Genomic DNA, 15,322 nt, shown 5'->3' with positions numbered 1-15,322 from the left:
CTGAGTTTTTTTATGTTGTGGGTAAAACACTTTTATTTGAAAGAAGAGTAATTCACCCACAAAACGCTCACATAAAAAATCAAGATTTCCTGAAACTAGACAAGATAAAATCCCTGCTATAAAAAAGAAGGGGAGAAAGCCCCCTTACTTTAAAATTTATTACAAAATAACTTAATTCATCGATAAAATATTATTGAATTGGTGCACAACTCCAAATGTATTTTCCAACTACTTTTATTTCTGGACAATTTTCTATATCTGTACAATCAAACATTAATGGATGTATACTAGGATTAAAAGAATCTGGTTCAAGTATAATTCTATTATTGGTTTTGTAAATTCTTTTTAAAGTGGCGTCATACCCGTTGATGAGTACAGCGGCTATGTCGCCATTATTTATATTTGTTGTCCTCTCAAGTACAGCTATATGTCCATCATGTACAATTCTATTCATACTGTCTCCGTTTATACGAAGTGCTAATAGTTTTTCAAATCCATATTTATCTAAAATGATATCAGGTACCTGTATATCCCCAATTACATTTTCTATAGCTTCAATTGGTTTACCAGCTGCGATTGTACCATAAATGGGAATATTCCGTTTGGTCATTGCGTGATCTTCAGGACAATAGGATTCATTTTCATCAATAAAGTAGGTTGCAGAGACATTTAATATCTTAGCGATTTGAGATATTTTTGACATTTTAGGGCTTCTTTCACCATTTCTCCACCGCAAAACAGTAGTTCTACTAACAGATAATAATTCAGCTAATTGCTCGTCTGTCATATTATTTTTCTTCATCAATTGAGATAATTTTAAACCGAATGATTTCATGACTTTTTGTCACCTCCGTCTTGATTGATTATATAATTGGTGTGACAAAAATGCAACTTTCTTCGTGATTTGGTAAAAAAATTCTTGACTGTTTTGTCACGTAGTACTATATTTGAATTTGAAAAGAGGTGACAAAAATGCACAAGATGATATTTTTAGAAAGAAAATTAAAGAGAAAAACTATTGAAGAAGTTGCTGATTTTCTTAATGTTTCTCCACGTACATATTGGGCAAAAGAACATAATAAAAGTGAATTCACTCTGAAAGAGGCACATATGTTATCGTGCTATTTAGAGAAATCTATAGAAGAATTATTCCCTGATCTTTTTTTAAATAATTTGTGACAAAAATGCACGTATTTATATATGGATTATAGGATGTTTTTTTGAGGTATTTTAAACAAAATATCTAATAATCCTACTATTAAAGGTACTTTATATATAGTTTTTACTTAGAAAAGAAGGAAAGAAATCTAAAAAATGAAACGCTAAAGTGTATTTGGTATATAAAAATCGAGATGAAATATAGAATGCTAAATATTCAAGTAGGTGAAAGAGTGATCAAAAGATTATATTTAGAAAAATTAGAAGAAAAGCTTAAAGAAATGGGTGCAGAATTTTTATTTTGGGATACAAGGGAATTTTAAAAAAGAACGTGCATGTCGAGGATTACTATTCAAAAAGAATTCTATTTTGATCAGCGTTTACAAAAATTTAAAGTGGAAGGGAAATGGTATTTTTCGGCTAAAGAAACGAAGGCATTTTTATTAAATTGGCTAACAGAGAATGTGGTGTAAGAAAAGAAAGACTATCGTCTTAAAAAAACAAATCTTATAGGAAATCCTATTGTAAGGAGGATTAATCATGGTTTTTAGAGTGACAAAAAAAGGATATGTCAGCAAGAGTACTAATGAGAATAAAGAATTTAGAAATCCTAGTTGTTTTGAATCAGAAAAACTTTCGAATAAACAGTTAAAAATGATTTATGCCAAAATTCATATAATAGCATTGAAATATGATGGAGTAATTTCAAAAGAGGAAATCAAAAATAAATTAAAAGTAAAACTTAAAATTCAATCACTGAGTGATCTTACAAGGAAGCAAGCTAATCAAGCTATAAAAGTATTAATAGGTTGGGAAATTTAAAGGTTTTGGAGAATAAAACCTTTAATATTTAAGAAGCTTAATATATTGATTTTAAGAAAAAATCTGGAGGAAGATAAAATGAGTAGTTTGCTAATACAGGATGAGCCATTATTAGTATTACCTCGATTAGCAAGTAAGATTGGATTGAACGAGGCAATTTTTCTTCAACAAATACATTATTGGCTCAAGCGCTCGAAACATTATTATGATGATCGTTATTGGGTCTATAATAGCATTTCAAATTGGCATAAACAATTCCCGTTTTGGAATGAAAGAACGTTGAAACGTATTGTTAAAAATCTAGAAGAGTTTAATTTATTGATAAGTGGTAACTATAACAAATTAAAGTTTGATAAAACAAAATGGTATTCAATAAATTATGACAGACTAGTTGAATTAGAAATAGATAACGATTGTGACAAATTGTCTCAACGAAAAGAACATATTGTCATGATGGAAAATGATAATATGTCTCAACCAATACCAGAGACTACACAAAAGATTAACTCAGAGAATACCACTCAAAAAGATATAGTAGAGATAATTAATTATCTCAACAGTGTATGTAATACAAGTTATCGTATTTCAACTAAAAAGACACAAATGTTAATTAAATCTAGACTACAAGAGGGATTTAATATAAATGAATTCAAAGAAGTTATTGAGACGAAGGCGAAAGAATGGCTTTATACAGAACAGGCAAAATATTTAAGACCAGAAACCTTATTTGGAACTAAATTTGAGGGATATTTGCAGCAGAGAAAGATGGTGAAATCAAATGGCTTTAACAAAGGTAACAGATATAGTACAAAGTCTTTCGAAGAAAATGAACTTCCTTTCTGAAACATGTGTGATATGTAATCAGGAGAGGAAGCGAATGGTAAGATTGATGGAGATTCAGGGTGAAACGATTTGTCCAGTATGTCGTTTAGAAGAAGAAAATAGAAGGTTAGAAAAAGAAATGAATGTTTTTCGTTATGAGAAAGAGGAAAGAAAACGTAAAAGTATATTTTACGATCATAGTCTTATTAAAGATGAAACTATTAAATTAGCTAGATTTTCGACATTTATATCAGAATGTGAAGAGGATGAAAAGAATTTAATTTTAGCTAAAAAGGCTCTTACAGACTATTTAAATGATATTCGATTTAATTTGATTCTTGTGGGGAAAGTTGGAGCCGGAAAAAGTCATATTGCTTACTCTATAGCGCATGAAATGAATGAACAAAGTTCGGATAAAGTTATGTATGTTACAAGTTCAGAACTCTTTGATTACATACGTTCGACATTTAATACGCAATCTTGTGAAACAGAGCATAGCATAACAAATATGCTAATTTCTATGGACTTATTAGTCATCGATGATCTAGGAGCAGAGCTAGGGGATATGGATATTAATGATTTAAAAGCAACAGCATTTGTAAATCGTGTGTTATTTAAACTATTTGATGGACGACAAGGGAAAAAAACAATTATCACAACGAATTTAACTGGTGAGGCAATTATAAAAGCGTACGATGAAAGAGTTACATCTCGTATGTTTAATACATATCGACACATAGAATTTAAAAAAACAAGAGATAAGCGTAAGAGAAAATTACCTTTTTAGGAAAAGAATATATAATGTGTAGGAAATATAGATGCAGATGAAAACATATTGTTCAAGAAATTTGTACTGTATGAATTGGTTCTTTTAATTAGCGAGTAAGTGAAGTGATTCGGAAGTTAAGAAAGAATATGAGGAATGGAAAGAGCATTTAATCAGAAATTCCACATATGTACATTGAAAGCAGTTTTTAAGTTTATTCTATATGTTTTAAATAATTAAATGGAGGCATCTTGAAAATGAGAACATATAAAGGATTTGAAGCAATTAAACGAATGAAAACAAATTGGATTACAACAGTACAAGAGACACCGATGTGTTGGAAGATAGAAGGTGAAAGAGTGATTGCTGATTATTTAGGTAAAAAAGAAAGCTATCAACAAATTAATTTCTTTTTTGAGAATGAATTTATAGATTGTAGAGAAACAATTCGAAAAGGAGAACTATTGTATATTGAAAATGAAAAAAGTGAAAAATTCATCGCTGAATATTGTAAAGAAAATGAAAAAGAAATAAAGCATGGTAGTTGGTTCTGGATTAATGGAGAGGAGTTCTCTAATAATTATGGTCATTTTGAAAAGAGTACGAAATTAAAAATTAGGAAAGCTGAAAAAAGTGAAAAATTATTATTTGAACGGGCAAAATTATTCGCTATTAAAGGGCGTAAAATAAATGAGTTTAGACTTGGTGATGTAGTTGAAAGAGATAATAAATTGTATAAAGTGGCTATTGTAAAAAGTGGAAGTGAATCTCAAATTGTAGTAGGATGTGTTCCGATTAATGGGGGCGCAATTTGTTATTATAATTCAAAAGATATAGAGATTCAATTTTTCGTTGAAGATATGGTGGTGCAGCAAGATGAAGTTATTTTTAATTAATCAACTTATTGAAAATGGAATTTACAAATATGAGGATAAACAATTGTACGAATTAAATAGTGATGAGTTAATAAAATTAATCAAAAATTATAAGGATAAGAAAATAAATGTTAGCAATACAATGTATGAAATAATACATGAGGGATATAAGCCTTAATAGCAAATCATTGTAATGATTTTGATATGTGAAATTCAAATTATGATTAAGGATAAATGATAAGAAAGGGGCTTAACATGTTAAATATAGAATTACCAGTATTAAATAAAGAAGCTACTAAAGAAAATGTACTGAAAGCTATAAAGAAATACAGATTATTTATGAAGTGTAATTATCTTAATGAAACGGTACTCTCGAAAGAAAATATATTAAAAGAAAATGCGAAAGAAGAGCGGGTCAATTATATTATTGCGATGAACAAAGGGTTAGAAAAGCTAGATATTGAAAGTGATAGAATAATTATTCAAAAATATTTGTTAAAGAATCGAGTTAATAGATATGAGGTTATGAAAGAGTTGAATTTATCCGAGGGAGATTATTATAGAAAAAGAAATACTGCTTTTTACAACTATGCATATGCATTAGGGATTGAGGTTGAGGAGTGTTAAGATTATTAATCATAAATAAGTTTTTAATATGGATTATAACCACCTGTGTAAACAAACAGGTGGTTATTTTTATGTAAAAAAATGATGAAAAAGAGATAAAAATGAATCGTTATATACATATATCATATAAGTACAAAGTAGCAATGATAAATAGTATTAAGGAAGATTTTTTAAAAATAATTTTAGTTTTTGATGAGAAAAAATAAATGGAAATTAAATGTAGATTTAGATGGTCTCTATTTTTAACAATTTTGCTTTGTTATAAGGGTGGGAATGGTATATGCGAGATTTAATTATCCAATATAAAGAAACGTTATGTAAGCTAGAGAGTGCTAAAATAAGTGCAAAAGAAGAAGAGATTAAAATATTAACAAGTATGATTAGTGATGTCACATATGCTTTGGAGTGGATGAAGAATGCAAAGATGCCGGGGAATCGTCGGGGAATAGAACGTAGAGCTGCTTACCAACGAGAAAAATCATATGATTCCTTGTTAATGCAAAGGTATTTTCGTAGTACTGATACAACATATGAATGGGATGATGAAAACAAAGAAAGTGTCATTTCAGAATGGGAAAGAATAAAACTAGAAGATGCGCTCTCTACTTTGACAAAATATGAAAGAGAAATATATATCATGTCAAGAGGAAGAGGCATTACACAAGAGAAAATTGCTAAATATTTGAATGTTTCAAGAAGCACAATTAAAACGATTCTATATAGATCTGAAATAAAAATTGCTAAACAAGTAAGAAAAAGTCTTTTCTGCGAAAGTAGTTAAGGCTTTTTTTCATTTACAAATACATTCTTGTCACCATAGTGCCACCTATAAATAGAGAGTAATAAAATAAGTTTAAATGAAATATAAAAAATGAAGAATGGATACTAGCAAAAAGAAAGAGTGATCCAAAGGATATCTATAAATTAAATGAGAGATTTTAAAAGTGACGGCATCTTTTTATTTACTACAAAATAGGCAGTAGTACATGAAAAACTACAGAAGGATGCGATTAGATGTTAGAACAAGATATAGATACAATGCCAATATGTTCAATTTGTCTTGAAAAATGTTTGTGGGTTTTGAAATTTCCAATCACAATTCAGTATTGTGAACAAATGTTAATTCGTGAGGTAGTTGACGACAATATAACAACAATATGTATTGAGTGTTTAGAAAAAGAAGTACAAATGATGAGTTAAAACGGGAGGGAATGCTAGTGGCGCGACCAATGAAATTGAATGATGAGCTGATAAATAGGTTGACCCAATATATTAGAGTAGGGAATTATATTGAAACCGCATGTGCGTTAGTTGGAATTAGTAGAAGTATAGTTTATGTTTGGTTAAAACAAGGGCGTAGAGCAATTGAAACGAGTGAAAAGACAGGTGAAGTAGTACCGAGAAAAGATAAGATTTATGTGAAGTTAGTCATGGAAATTGATCAGGCATTAGCATTTAGTGAAGCTAGAGACGTTGAGACAATTGGGGAGCATGCAAAATCTAATTGGAAAGCCGCAGCATGGAGATTAGAAAGAAAATTCCCAACTAAATGGGGAAGAAAAGATCAATTGCAAGCAAACGTAAATCATTCAGGAGAAATGAAAGTAGAGCATAATAAAATGGCCATGAAAATTGGGTGTGATGAGGAAATGCTTGATTTAGCTATGAAATTATTTGAGAAAGTTCAAGGAGGGGAATTACAATCATGACACGGATGAATGTGCATAAGTTAATAGATGAAAATACATTTAAGGAATTGGCAAAAGTGAACTACCCCTTTCTATGTTCAGTATACACATAAGGGATTCTATAAACATGCAAAACACACAAAATTAATAACAAAGATTTGCCAAGATTTAATTGAAGAGAAATTATCGACTAATAGATTAATGGTGTTTATGCCACCTAGGCATTCAAAATCACAGTCTATAACAGAAACATTGCCAAGTTGGTATTTAGGAAAGTATCCAAATAAGAGAGTTATAGAGGTATCTTATGCATCAAGTTTAGCTGAAAAGTTTGGTAGAAGAAATCGTGCTAAGATTGAAGAGTTTGGTAAAGAAATATTTAACATTAGAATTGATGAGCGGCAAGGTTCAGTAACAGATTGGGCACTACATAACCACTCTGGTGGAATGTTGTCTGTAGGAGTTGGTGGTTCGATTACAGGGGAAGGAGCAGATTTATTAATTATTGATGACCCTATTAAAAATCGCCAAGAGGCCGAATCAATTACATACCGAAATAGACTATGGGATGAATGGGAAGACACTTTATCTACACGTTTGCAAAAAGGTGCAAAGGTAATTCTAATTTTGACGCGATGGCATGAGGACGATTTAGCTGGTAGATTGTTAGAGAAAGAGCAGGAGAAATGGACTGTGTTATCAATTCCTGCTATAGCAGAGTCAAGGGATGATCCATTGAACAGAGAAATAGGAAGAGGCTTATGGGTTGAACACTATGGCCAAAATTATTATGAAGATAAAAAGAAGTTTTCCTCTGCACGCTCTTGGTTATCTTTATGGCAACAAAAACCATCAAGTGATATAGGGAATATTTTTAAAAGGAACTGGTTTCAATATTATGATGTGTTACCAAATTGGGAACAATTTGATCAAATTATTACTTCCTGGGATATGGCTTTTGATAATACTACAAATAAAAGTTCATTTGTAGTTGGACAGATTTGGGGAAAAATAGATGGAGACAAATATTTAATTGATCAAGTGAGGGCGCAAATGAATTTCCTAGAAACAAAGAAAGCATTTGTTGTTTTTCATCATAAATATGAGTCGATCCTTCGGAATTCTGGTTTTAAAAAGTCCATTCCGAAATTAGTTGAAAAAAAAGCAAATGGCCCTGCCATTATTAGTTCATTGAAGAATGAAATAAGTGGAATTATCCCTATAAATCCACAGGGTTCAAAAGAAACACGTGCTGAGGCAATATCCCCTGAATTTCAATCTGGAAATGTATATATACCTAATCCTAAAATACAATCTTGGGTATATGATTATGTAGATGAATTAGCTTCTTTCCCATCTGGTAAGCATAATGATCAAGTAGATACAACGTCACAAGCCTTAGAATACTTTTTTACTAAGCAAAAAAAAATAATGGGTGGAAAAATAAAAAGGGTTTAGCTGAACATGTAATGTTCAGCTTTTTTATATTGGTAAAGTATTTATGAAAAACATTGAATAAATGATTTGTATATGAAAGGAGGCATAAATTTTATGGTTGAGAAGAAAGCAATTAAGAATGTGAAAGTACTTAAATTACAAAATCGTGAGATGACTTTACGTAATGAGGAACTTCAAAGTAAACAAATGGCAATTGATCCATTTGCACAAGTGTACGGTGATAAAGAACTAGTAAAGCCTCCATATGATATGCAAGTATTATTAAATTTGAGAGAAAGTAACCCTATTCACTCGGCATGTATTAGTGCAAAAGTAAATGATATTGCTGGTATGGGATTTGATTTTGCACCGCTAGATGAAGTGACAGAGGCAAATCAAGAACAATATAAAGAATTAAAGCGTTTTATGAGGTATTGCAACAATGAAATGACAAGTAGCGAAATACTTAGGGCAGTTTGGGAGGATTATGAAACTGTAGGTTGGGGAATTATAGAGGTTGTTCGTAATTTAAAAGGGGAACCAACGCAGCTTCACCATATTCCAGCACATACGGTACGTGCGCATAAAGATAAGATTCGATTTGCACAGATTGTAAATAATGAGGAGAGATGGTTTAAAAGATTTAGTTATCCATATGATTTTAAGTTAGTAGATGGAGAAATGATTAGTGATAGCTTAGATGAAAACTCGTTATTAGACACTGAAGAAAAAGCTGGTGAAGTTATTGTAATTCGTAAATTTGGTTCTAGATCATCATACTATGGTATTCCCGATTATGTGAGTTCTATTGGTTCCATTGTAGGATCACAAGCTGTAAGAGATTACAATATTAATTATTTCACTGGTAAAACAATTCCAGATGCTGTTTTGTTTGTTGAGGGTGTTGATGAAATAGATGATTCAGTTGAAAGAGAATTAAAAACATTTTTCTCTGTCGAAACCAAAGGAGAACATCATAAGTTAGCAGTTGTTCCTGTTCCTGAAGGAGCAAAAGCTCGCTTAGAGAAATTAGGGCCTGATGTCAAAGAAGCGAGCTTTCGTTTATATCGCCAAGATAATGCTATGGAAATTTGTGTAGCTCATCGAGTGCCACCATATAGAATTGGTTGGGCTATGACAGGATCACTTGGGCAGACGACAGCAAAAGAAATGAATGAAATGTATAAAAGATCAATTATTGAACCAGGTCAACAAATTTTAGAACATCGATTAAATACACAATTATTTAAAGAGTTTACAGGAACATTAGGGGAATTGGACTGGCAGTTTCAATTGAATGAAATTGATACAGATGATCGAGCAAGTGATATGCAATATGCAATAGATGGATACGAAAAGAGTATATTAACAAGAAATGAATGCCGAAAAGTCATCGGATACGAACCAGTTCTAGAAGGAGATAAATTTTTAAATGAAGATTCAAATTCGATTTAGTAGTCTTGCTAGAAAGTAGGAATATATTATGCCAAATGAATTGAAAAATGTAGAAATTAGTTATGTTTCATTAGTAACAAAAGGGGCTAATGGTAGGCCATTTGCAATTATGAAGGGTATGAACATGAATGGCTCTAACGTTTTGAAAAATGTCCCTATTTTAAAGAGGGAAGATGAAAAACAACTTGTAACAGGGGTTGTTTATGAACCAAATATAGAAGATGCACATGGTGATATCATGACGGCTGAAGAAATTGAAAGAGCGGCTTATAATTTTTTAGAGAAATATAGATACATAGATAAAAACCATGACGAGTTGGCGGGAAAAGGAACAGTAGTAGAAAGCTGGATTTCTAAAAATAATACGATTGTTGGGAAACAAAATATTAAAAAAGGAACATGGCTTATGACTGTTCGAGTAGACGATAGTGAAACATGGAAAGAGATCAAAAAAGGGAAAATCACAGGCTTTTCGATGGGAGGGGTTGGAGAAAGAATGGAGATGCCACAAATGGATGAGTTTACACAAGATGAGAAAGGTGTAATTCGTAAGATGTTTAATTTTTTTAAGTCACATTATGACGAGGAACAAACTCAGGAGATGGATAATCAGTCATTAAATAGTAAACAAAACTCTAAGATGCAAAAGGTATTTAATTTGTTTGAAGATGTATTTTATGTTGGGATTTGGGAGGGAAATGTAGATATTAAGCAGATGGTTTCCACCTTAGATGAAATGAAGGACATTTTAAATACAATGAAGGGTGGTGATACAGATTTCTCGCCGGAAGATATTACTATTAATTCCATAAATGAAGTAGGCAAAATCTTATATAAGAAAAATGATAAAAAATTTGATGAAATGATTTCTTTGATGAACCAAATTAAAGAAAATAAGTTACAAAAAAACGCAGATCAAAATTCAGATGAGATTGCAGACATTGTAAAGAGAGAAATGGGTCCTTTTCTTGAGAGATTACAGGAGTTGGAAGAACAGTTAAATAAAGAACTTGAATCAACTCATGATACTAATGAATTAGAAAATGACAGAGAATCTAAAAAGACAAGTGAATTTATTCAGAAGGTAATAGACCCCATTTCAAAGAGACTTGAAGTAATTGAGCGATCAGCACAAGTTCGTAAAAGTCTTGGAGCTGATGCCAAACCAACAAACGAGATGAGAAAACCAGTAAATAAATGGGTAGGATTAGATCTATAAAGATAAGGAGAAATGAATCTATGAATAATAAAGAATTATTAGCACGTATTGAACGAATTGAAAAGAGTACAATGACAACAGGAGGAATGAAAGCGGGGCTATTATATCCGGAACAAAGTAAAGAATTTTTCCGAATGGTATTTGATGCAACTCCATTTTCTCAATTGCATCGCAAAGAGATTCGTAAAGCGAAAAAAGGTGAATTAGATAAAATTGCAATCGGTGGTCGAATTTTACGTAGGAAAATGGAAAATAGTGATGATGGCTATCGAGCGGGTGTAGAAACGTCGAAAGTTGAATATGATACAGTTTCTATTCGTTTACCATGGGAGATTACGGAGGAGCTACTTCGAGAAAATATCGAAGGTGAAGGATATGAAGATACTGTTATGACATTAATGTCAACTCAGTTAGGTATTGACCTTGAAGATCTTCATTGGAATGGGGATGTAACTTCAGAAGATCCATTTCTTCAAATTAATGATGGCTGGTTAAAACAAATTAAACAATCAAGTAAATCTCATATTGTCGATCATTTTAAATTAGTGACGGGAACGGGAGATGCTGAAGCTAGCGCCGGATTTAGTAAAGACTCAATCTTTAATTTATCTAAGGCGATGCCTAATAAATATAAAAATGAAGGTTTAAAGTGGATTATGTCACCTGCTCGTAGAGAGAAGTGGATTGAATATTTAACAACTCGTTCAACTGGCTTAGGTGATGCTGCGTTATTAGGTACAGGGGATCAAGTTAATAAGCCGTTAGGGTATGAGATTGTTACAGTTCCTTCTCTTCAAGATGATGTAATTATTTTTGCAGATCCTAAAAACTTTATTGCGGTAAATACGTATGACACGCGAGTTCGTAAGACTGTAGAAGGTAAATCTGCTGTTATGGAAGATAAGCGATTCTATGTTATTCATTTGGATGATGATGCAGTTATTCAAGAAATGGACGCAGTAGCAATTCTTACTAATATACCTGATAAATTTGGAAATTAAGTAAGGTAATTTGCATATGAAGATTATAGAATTAAAATTAGGCGGTACATATACTGCATATGGCTATACTTTTTTTAACGGAGTAAAGGAAAAGGTTGCAAATGAGAAAGCAAACTATTTACTAAGTACAGGACATTTTAAGTTAATAGATAGTATAGAGGTTAAAAAGAAAGAGAAGTAAAAGAGGTGGAAGGATGGAAATTACTGTACAGGACATAAAGAACAGGGTAAATGTTCAACGAATGCCCGATACGGTAATCCAGGAGCTCATTAGTCAATATGAATTGATTACTAAAAACTATTTGAGAAGTATGCCAAGTAACCCAATGAAAGAGAAAGTTAGAACAAGTAAATTGGCTTGGCTTTCTTTTCGAGCAGAAAATTTGATCAAGGTAATCCATATTGGTTCTGGAGAAGAAGTTACCAGTTCAGTTTTTTCTGATGGTTGCACTGTATATGGTTTAAGTGAGAATCAATTATATGAATTTGAGTATACCATACAAGATTATGATGGGCTTTTGACTTTAATGAAAAAATGCATCATCGATATGACGTGTTATGCGGTAATTCGAACAAATCTACAATATGAAAATATGAAAAAATCAGCAAATATCGGAGATTATTCATATGAAATAAATATTGAATCGCTAGATGAAGAAACTGTTAATAAAAAGATTTTAAAAGTATTAAAAAAATACCGAAGTAGAAACCCTTTAATAGCATTATGAATGAAAGAATAGGCTGTGAGCATTAGATATGGAAGAATTATATATACATGAAGTAACTGTGAAAAGGAATCAAAAGGTAAAACAGCCGGCAGGAAATTTTAAAGAAGAGCCTGTCATTATTTATGAAAGAATGAAGTGTCGGGTAACGACACACACAGCAGTAGATAATGAAAGGTTAAAAAGAAATAAACAAAATTTTGAGCCGAATTTTAAAATTTATACTTCTGCAGAACATAACATCCATACAAATGATGTAATTTATTTTCATGATTATGTATTTGAGGTAAGAGGAGAACCAAGAAATCCATCATTTTTAAATCACCATATTGAATTGTATTGTGAGTTGTTGGAATAAAATGACGAATACATCGGAATTCATGGTTACACGTAATGTAGAACAGGTTAAAGAACAACTTAATAAAATGATGGTAGAAAGAATTATAAGTGCTTGCAATCAACTGCAACGAGAAATGAAACAAACAGTATCAGGTAGTCACAATGGTGTGAAGTATAAAATTCCACGATCAAGTCGCACATATATTGCTTCAAAACCAGGAGAGACATTTGCTTCTAGAACGGGAGAATTACAAGATTCTATTAAATATGGCTTACATATTACAGATAACGAAGTAGTAGGTACGATTGGAAGTCAATTAAAAAGAGCGGTGTATGTCGAAAATGGTACAAGTACTGTAGAAGCCCGACCTTTTTTCTTAAAAACGTTTGAAAAAGAGCGTGGGGAATTAAAAAGGACATTGGGAGGAGAACAATGACGACAAAAGCGATTGCAACAATTAGAAATATTATTGAGAAAGATACAATTGTGCAAAGTAATCTATCGAAATATGAAGGAGAGCCCGCTCTAACATTTCAAACTGCACAAAATGATATGAAAATGCCTTATGTGGTAATGAGAATTGAATCTAATAATCCGGATGATATAGAGGTAATTGATCGTATGATCCTCACTTTTGATATATATTGTGGCCAAGGTGATTATGAAAAAGCGGATGTAATTTCAAGGCGAATAGAACATTTGTTAGACAGAGAAGCGGGATTGTTAAGAGATTCTGGTATTATTACGATTCATCGAGCAGGCAGTATTACAGTTCCAGATGAAGATCCATCAATTATTCATATTAGTATTAAGTTTCTTGTACGGGTAGGAAGAATGGAATTATATTAAGGAGGGAAAAAAATGAGTTGGAAGCTTATTAATGGTGTACGTGAGGGTACAACTGATAATTTTGTTATTGGACCGGGTGTAATGTATAAAGGTTTTAAAAGTGTTAAAGACCTAGGTGAGATGTTAGGAGCTACTACAGGTGGCTGTAAAGTGGGGTTTACTAGAGAATACTATGATGCTGATATTGATGGTGTTTTAGGAAAACTAGTTCGCGGAAAATGGCTATTAAAAGATGAACCACATATGGAGGTTACACTTGTAGAATTTACAAAAGAAAATTTAGAGTTAGCTCTACCAGGCGTAGATGTAGATAGTACGACGGATAACGATTATAACATTGTAAAACCAACCAATGAAATTAAAGACGCAAGTTATAGTGATATTGCAATAGTAGGTGTAGTTTCAGGAAGTGATATTCCGGTTATTTTTGTTATCCGAAATGCAATGGTAGTTTCTTCTGTAGAAATTGATTTAAAAGATGGTAAAGGAACTGTAGGACTTAAATGCAAATTTATTGGTCATTATAGTGAAAGTTCGCCTAATACACCCCCTTATGAAATTTATTTACCAAAGAAAAAAGCACCTAAATTACCTACAACAAGTAAATAAGTTGTAGGTTTTATTTTTAGGTTATAAAAGGAGATATTGAATATGACAACAATGCTAGAAAAAATGATGCATAATAGTACAGAAATTACAATTTCAGGTCAGAAGATGAAGATGAGACGTTTAAATGTAAAAGATGTTTGGCGTTTTACTAAGATTATTTCTAAAGTTGGTCGTCATGCAATGACTGATTTTATGGAGTTTGGGAAAGAAAAGAATGAAATTGATGAAAAAATTCAATTGGCCCAAATGAATGAAGAGCAACAAGAACAGTTAAATGAAATTGAAAAACAAAAAAAAGAAAAGGGTTTAGAGTTTGTCTTTCAATTATTGTCTATGATTCCGGAATGTGAAGATGAGTTTTCGGAATTTTTCTCTAGTCTATTACAGATTAAGCGTGAAGAATTCGATCAGTTACCACCAGAAGCTATGGTTGCAGTTATTGAAGGATTATTAGAAAGTGAAGATTTAATGTCTTTTTTCAATCAGGTCAAGGGTCTAATCAAATCTCAAAGTCTCAAGTGGAACAAACAAGAAATGTAGAAAATGACTCTAATAAATACATAGAAGAAACAGAGCAAAATATGCTAAGGGCTTTTGATAAAGTCCAAAAACGGTATGGATGGACAGATGATTATGTCTTATCCATACCGTATTCTCGTTTAATGGACTTATTTTCTTTTATTAGTCAGGAAGAGCAGCAAGAAGAATTAAATGAATGGAAAAAGATGGCCTTTATCGGATTTCAAACAAGGCAATTAGAAGAAGGAACAACTTTTCAGGACTATTTGCAAGCTTTTGGACTTACGGAATCTACGTCGGATGGGGAAGAAAATGAGACTATGGAAGTTTGGTCCAAAGAGGAATGTATCGACCATGCAAATAAGCTGATTGCAGAGTTTCAGTTTGAAGACGATCAGGAATAAAAAACT

At 31.8% G+C, this 15,322-nt stretch carries 24 protein-coding genes; 23 read left to right on the top strand and 1 reads right to left on the bottom strand.

Going from position 1 to position 15,322, the window contains the following annotated elements:
- Window positions 1-190: 190 nt before the first annotated feature.
- Window positions 191-835: a LexA family protein gene (locus ACO6VI_RS22850; RefSeq protein WP_098630062.1), complete on the bottom strand. Its 645-nt coding sequence runs from the start codon at window positions 833-835 to the stop codon at window positions 191-193.
- A gap of 137 nt (window positions 836-972) precedes the next feature.
- Here ACO6VI_RS22850 and ACO6VI_RS22845 point away from each other — a divergent pair, with 137 nt between their 5' ends.
- The 23 genes from ACO6VI_RS22845 to ACO6VI_RS22735 all read left to right on the top strand — a co-directional run bounded on the left by ACO6VI_RS22845 (window position 973) and on the right by ACO6VI_RS22735 (window position 15,316).
- Window positions 973-1,179: a helix-turn-helix transcriptional regulator gene (locus ACO6VI_RS22845; RefSeq protein ID WP_000549412.1), complete on the top strand. Its 207-nt coding sequence runs from the start codon at window positions 973-975 to the stop codon at window positions 1,177-1,179.
- A 314-nt stretch (window positions 1,180-1,493) separates the two neighbouring features.
- Complete coding sequence (locus ACO6VI_RS22840) at window positions 1,494-1,631, top strand: hypothetical protein (protein WP_180232816.1); 138 nt, start codon at window positions 1,494-1,496, stop codon at window positions 1,629-1,631.
- A 67-nt stretch (window positions 1,632-1,698) separates the two neighbouring features.
- Window positions 1,699-1,980 carry a hypothetical protein gene (locus ACO6VI_RS22835; RefSeq protein ID WP_422424155.1) on the top strand — a complete coding sequence of 94 codons (282 nt, stop codon included), beginning with the start codon at window positions 1,699-1,701 and terminating at the stop codon, window positions 1,978-1,980.
- Window positions 1,981-2,058: 78 nt separating this feature from the next.
- A complete protein-coding gene (locus tag ACO6VI_RS22830; RefSeq protein WP_098818638.1) occupies window positions 2,059-2,823 on the top strand; it encodes a conserved phage C-terminal domain-containing protein in 765 nt (254 codons plus the stop codon).
- Entirely contained in the window at window positions 2,807-3,589 is a 783-nt protein-coding gene (locus tag ACO6VI_RS22825; protein WP_025117877.1) for an ATP-binding protein, read from the top strand. Before ACO6VI_RS22830 ends, ACO6VI_RS22825 begins: the two co-directional genes overlap by 17 nt.
- Window positions 3,590-3,825: 236 nt before the next feature.
- On the top strand, window positions 3,826-4,464 hold the full coding sequence (locus ACO6VI_RS22820; RefSeq protein WP_001261479.1) for a hypothetical protein: 639 nt from the start codon (window positions 3,826-3,828) through the stop codon (window positions 4,462-4,464).
- Complete coding sequence (locus ACO6VI_RS22815; protein WP_016513552.1) at window positions 4,445-4,621, top strand: Fur-regulated basic protein FbpA; 177 nt, start codon at window positions 4,445-4,447, stop codon at window positions 4,619-4,621. Before ACO6VI_RS22820 ends, ACO6VI_RS22815 begins: the two co-directional genes overlap by 20 nt.
- Window positions 4,622-4,698: 77 nt before the next feature.
- Window positions 4,699-5,070 (top strand): hypothetical protein, encoded by a 372-nt coding sequence (locus tag ACO6VI_RS22810; protein ID WP_000931950.1) that lies wholly within the window; start codon window positions 4,699-4,701, stop codon window positions 5,068-5,070.
- Between the two features lie 280 nt (window positions 5,071-5,350).
- Window positions 5,351-5,851 carry a sigma-70 family RNA polymerase sigma factor gene (locus ACO6VI_RS22805; protein WP_001205173.1) on the top strand — a complete coding sequence of 167 codons (501 nt, stop codon included), beginning with the start codon at window positions 5,351-5,353 and terminating at the stop codon, window positions 5,849-5,851.
- 233 nt (window positions 5,852-6,084) lie between these two features.
- A complete protein-coding gene (locus tag ACO6VI_RS22800; protein ID WP_000892960.1) occupies window positions 6,085-6,270 on the top strand; it encodes a hypothetical protein in 186 nt (61 codons plus the stop codon).
- Window positions 6,271-6,287: 17 nt separating this feature from the next.
- The gene (locus tag ACO6VI_RS22795) at window positions 6,288-6,779 is read left to right on the top strand and encodes a hypothetical protein (RefSeq protein ID WP_000113637.1); all 492 of its coding nucleotides are present in this window, start codon (window positions 6,288-6,290) and stop codon (window positions 6,777-6,779) included.
- A 189-nt stretch (window positions 6,780-6,968) separates the two neighbouring features.
- Entirely contained in the window at window positions 6,969-8,216 is a 1,248-nt protein-coding gene (gene terL / locus ACO6VI_RS22790; protein ID WP_002094259.1) for a phage terminase large subunit, read from the top strand.
- 93 nt (window positions 8,217-8,309) lie between these two features.
- Window positions 8,310-9,650 carry a phage portal protein gene (locus ACO6VI_RS22785; protein ID WP_422424152.1) on the top strand — a complete coding sequence of 447 codons (1,341 nt, stop codon included), beginning with the start codon at window positions 8,310-8,312 and terminating at the stop codon, window positions 9,648-9,650.
- A gap of 28 nt (window positions 9,651-9,678) precedes the next feature.
- Window positions 9,679-10,869 (top strand): XkdF-like putative serine protease domain-containing protein, encoded by a 1,191-nt coding sequence (locus ACO6VI_RS22780; protein ID WP_422424150.1) that lies wholly within the window; start codon window positions 9,679-9,681, stop codon window positions 10,867-10,869.
- 20 nt (window positions 10,870-10,889) lie between these two features.
- Window positions 10,890-11,870 (top strand): phage major capsid protein, encoded by a 981-nt coding sequence (locus ACO6VI_RS22775; RefSeq protein WP_001060157.1) that lies wholly within the window; start codon window positions 10,890-10,892, stop codon window positions 11,868-11,870.
- A 16-nt stretch (window positions 11,871-11,886) separates the two neighbouring features.
- Window positions 11,887-12,051, top strand: coding sequence for a YqbF domain-containing protein (locus tag ACO6VI_RS22770; RefSeq protein ID WP_000691127.1), 165 nt, complete (start codon window positions 11,887-11,889; stop codon window positions 12,049-12,051).
- Window positions 12,052-12,064: 13 nt separating this feature from the next.
- Complete coding sequence (locus ACO6VI_RS22765) at window positions 12,065-12,598, top strand: hypothetical protein (protein ID WP_098630053.1); 534 nt, start codon at window positions 12,065-12,067, stop codon at window positions 12,596-12,598.
- A 28-nt stretch (window positions 12,599-12,626) separates the two neighbouring features.
- Window positions 12,627-12,953 carry a hypothetical protein gene (locus ACO6VI_RS22760; RefSeq protein WP_000392019.1) on the top strand — a complete coding sequence of 109 codons (327 nt, stop codon included), beginning with the start codon at window positions 12,627-12,629 and terminating at the stop codon, window positions 12,951-12,953.
- A gap of 1 nt (window position 12,954) precedes the next feature.
- Window positions 12,955-13,371, top strand: a complete 417-nt coding sequence (locus ACO6VI_RS22755; protein ID WP_002153798.1) for an HK97-gp10 family putative phage morphogenesis protein — start codon at window positions 12,955-12,957, stop codon at window positions 13,369-13,371.
- The gene (locus tag ACO6VI_RS22750; RefSeq protein WP_000208342.1) at window positions 13,368-13,784 is read left to right on the top strand and encodes a hypothetical protein; all 417 of its coding nucleotides are present in this window, start codon (window positions 13,368-13,370) and stop codon (window positions 13,782-13,784) included. Before ACO6VI_RS22755 ends, ACO6VI_RS22750 begins: the two co-directional genes overlap by 4 nt.
- Before the next feature lie 12 nt (window positions 13,785-13,796).
- On the top strand, window positions 13,797-14,393 hold the full coding sequence (locus ACO6VI_RS22745; RefSeq protein WP_000118565.1) for a hypothetical protein: 597 nt from the start codon (window positions 13,797-13,799) through the stop codon (window positions 14,391-14,393).
- Between the two features lie 42 nt (window positions 14,394-14,435).
- Window positions 14,436-14,933: a hypothetical protein gene (locus tag ACO6VI_RS22740; RefSeq protein WP_000210326.1), complete on the top strand. Its 498-nt coding sequence runs from the start codon at window positions 14,436-14,438 to the stop codon at window positions 14,931-14,933.
- Window positions 14,912-15,316 (top strand): hypothetical protein, encoded by a 405-nt coding sequence (locus tag ACO6VI_RS22735; protein ID WP_000438521.1) that lies wholly within the window; start codon window positions 14,912-14,914, stop codon window positions 15,314-15,316. Before ACO6VI_RS22740 ends, ACO6VI_RS22735 begins: the two co-directional genes overlap by 22 nt.
- Window positions 15,317-15,322 lie beyond the last annotated feature (6 nt).

Source organism: Bacillus sp. PSXD-155 (assembly GCF_049310765.1).
GTDB classification, from domain to species: Bacteria; Bacillota; Bacilli; order Bacillales; family Bacillaceae_G; genus Bacillus_A; species Bacillus_A cereus.
This window is presented reverse-complemented; position numbering and strand designations above follow the sequence as displayed.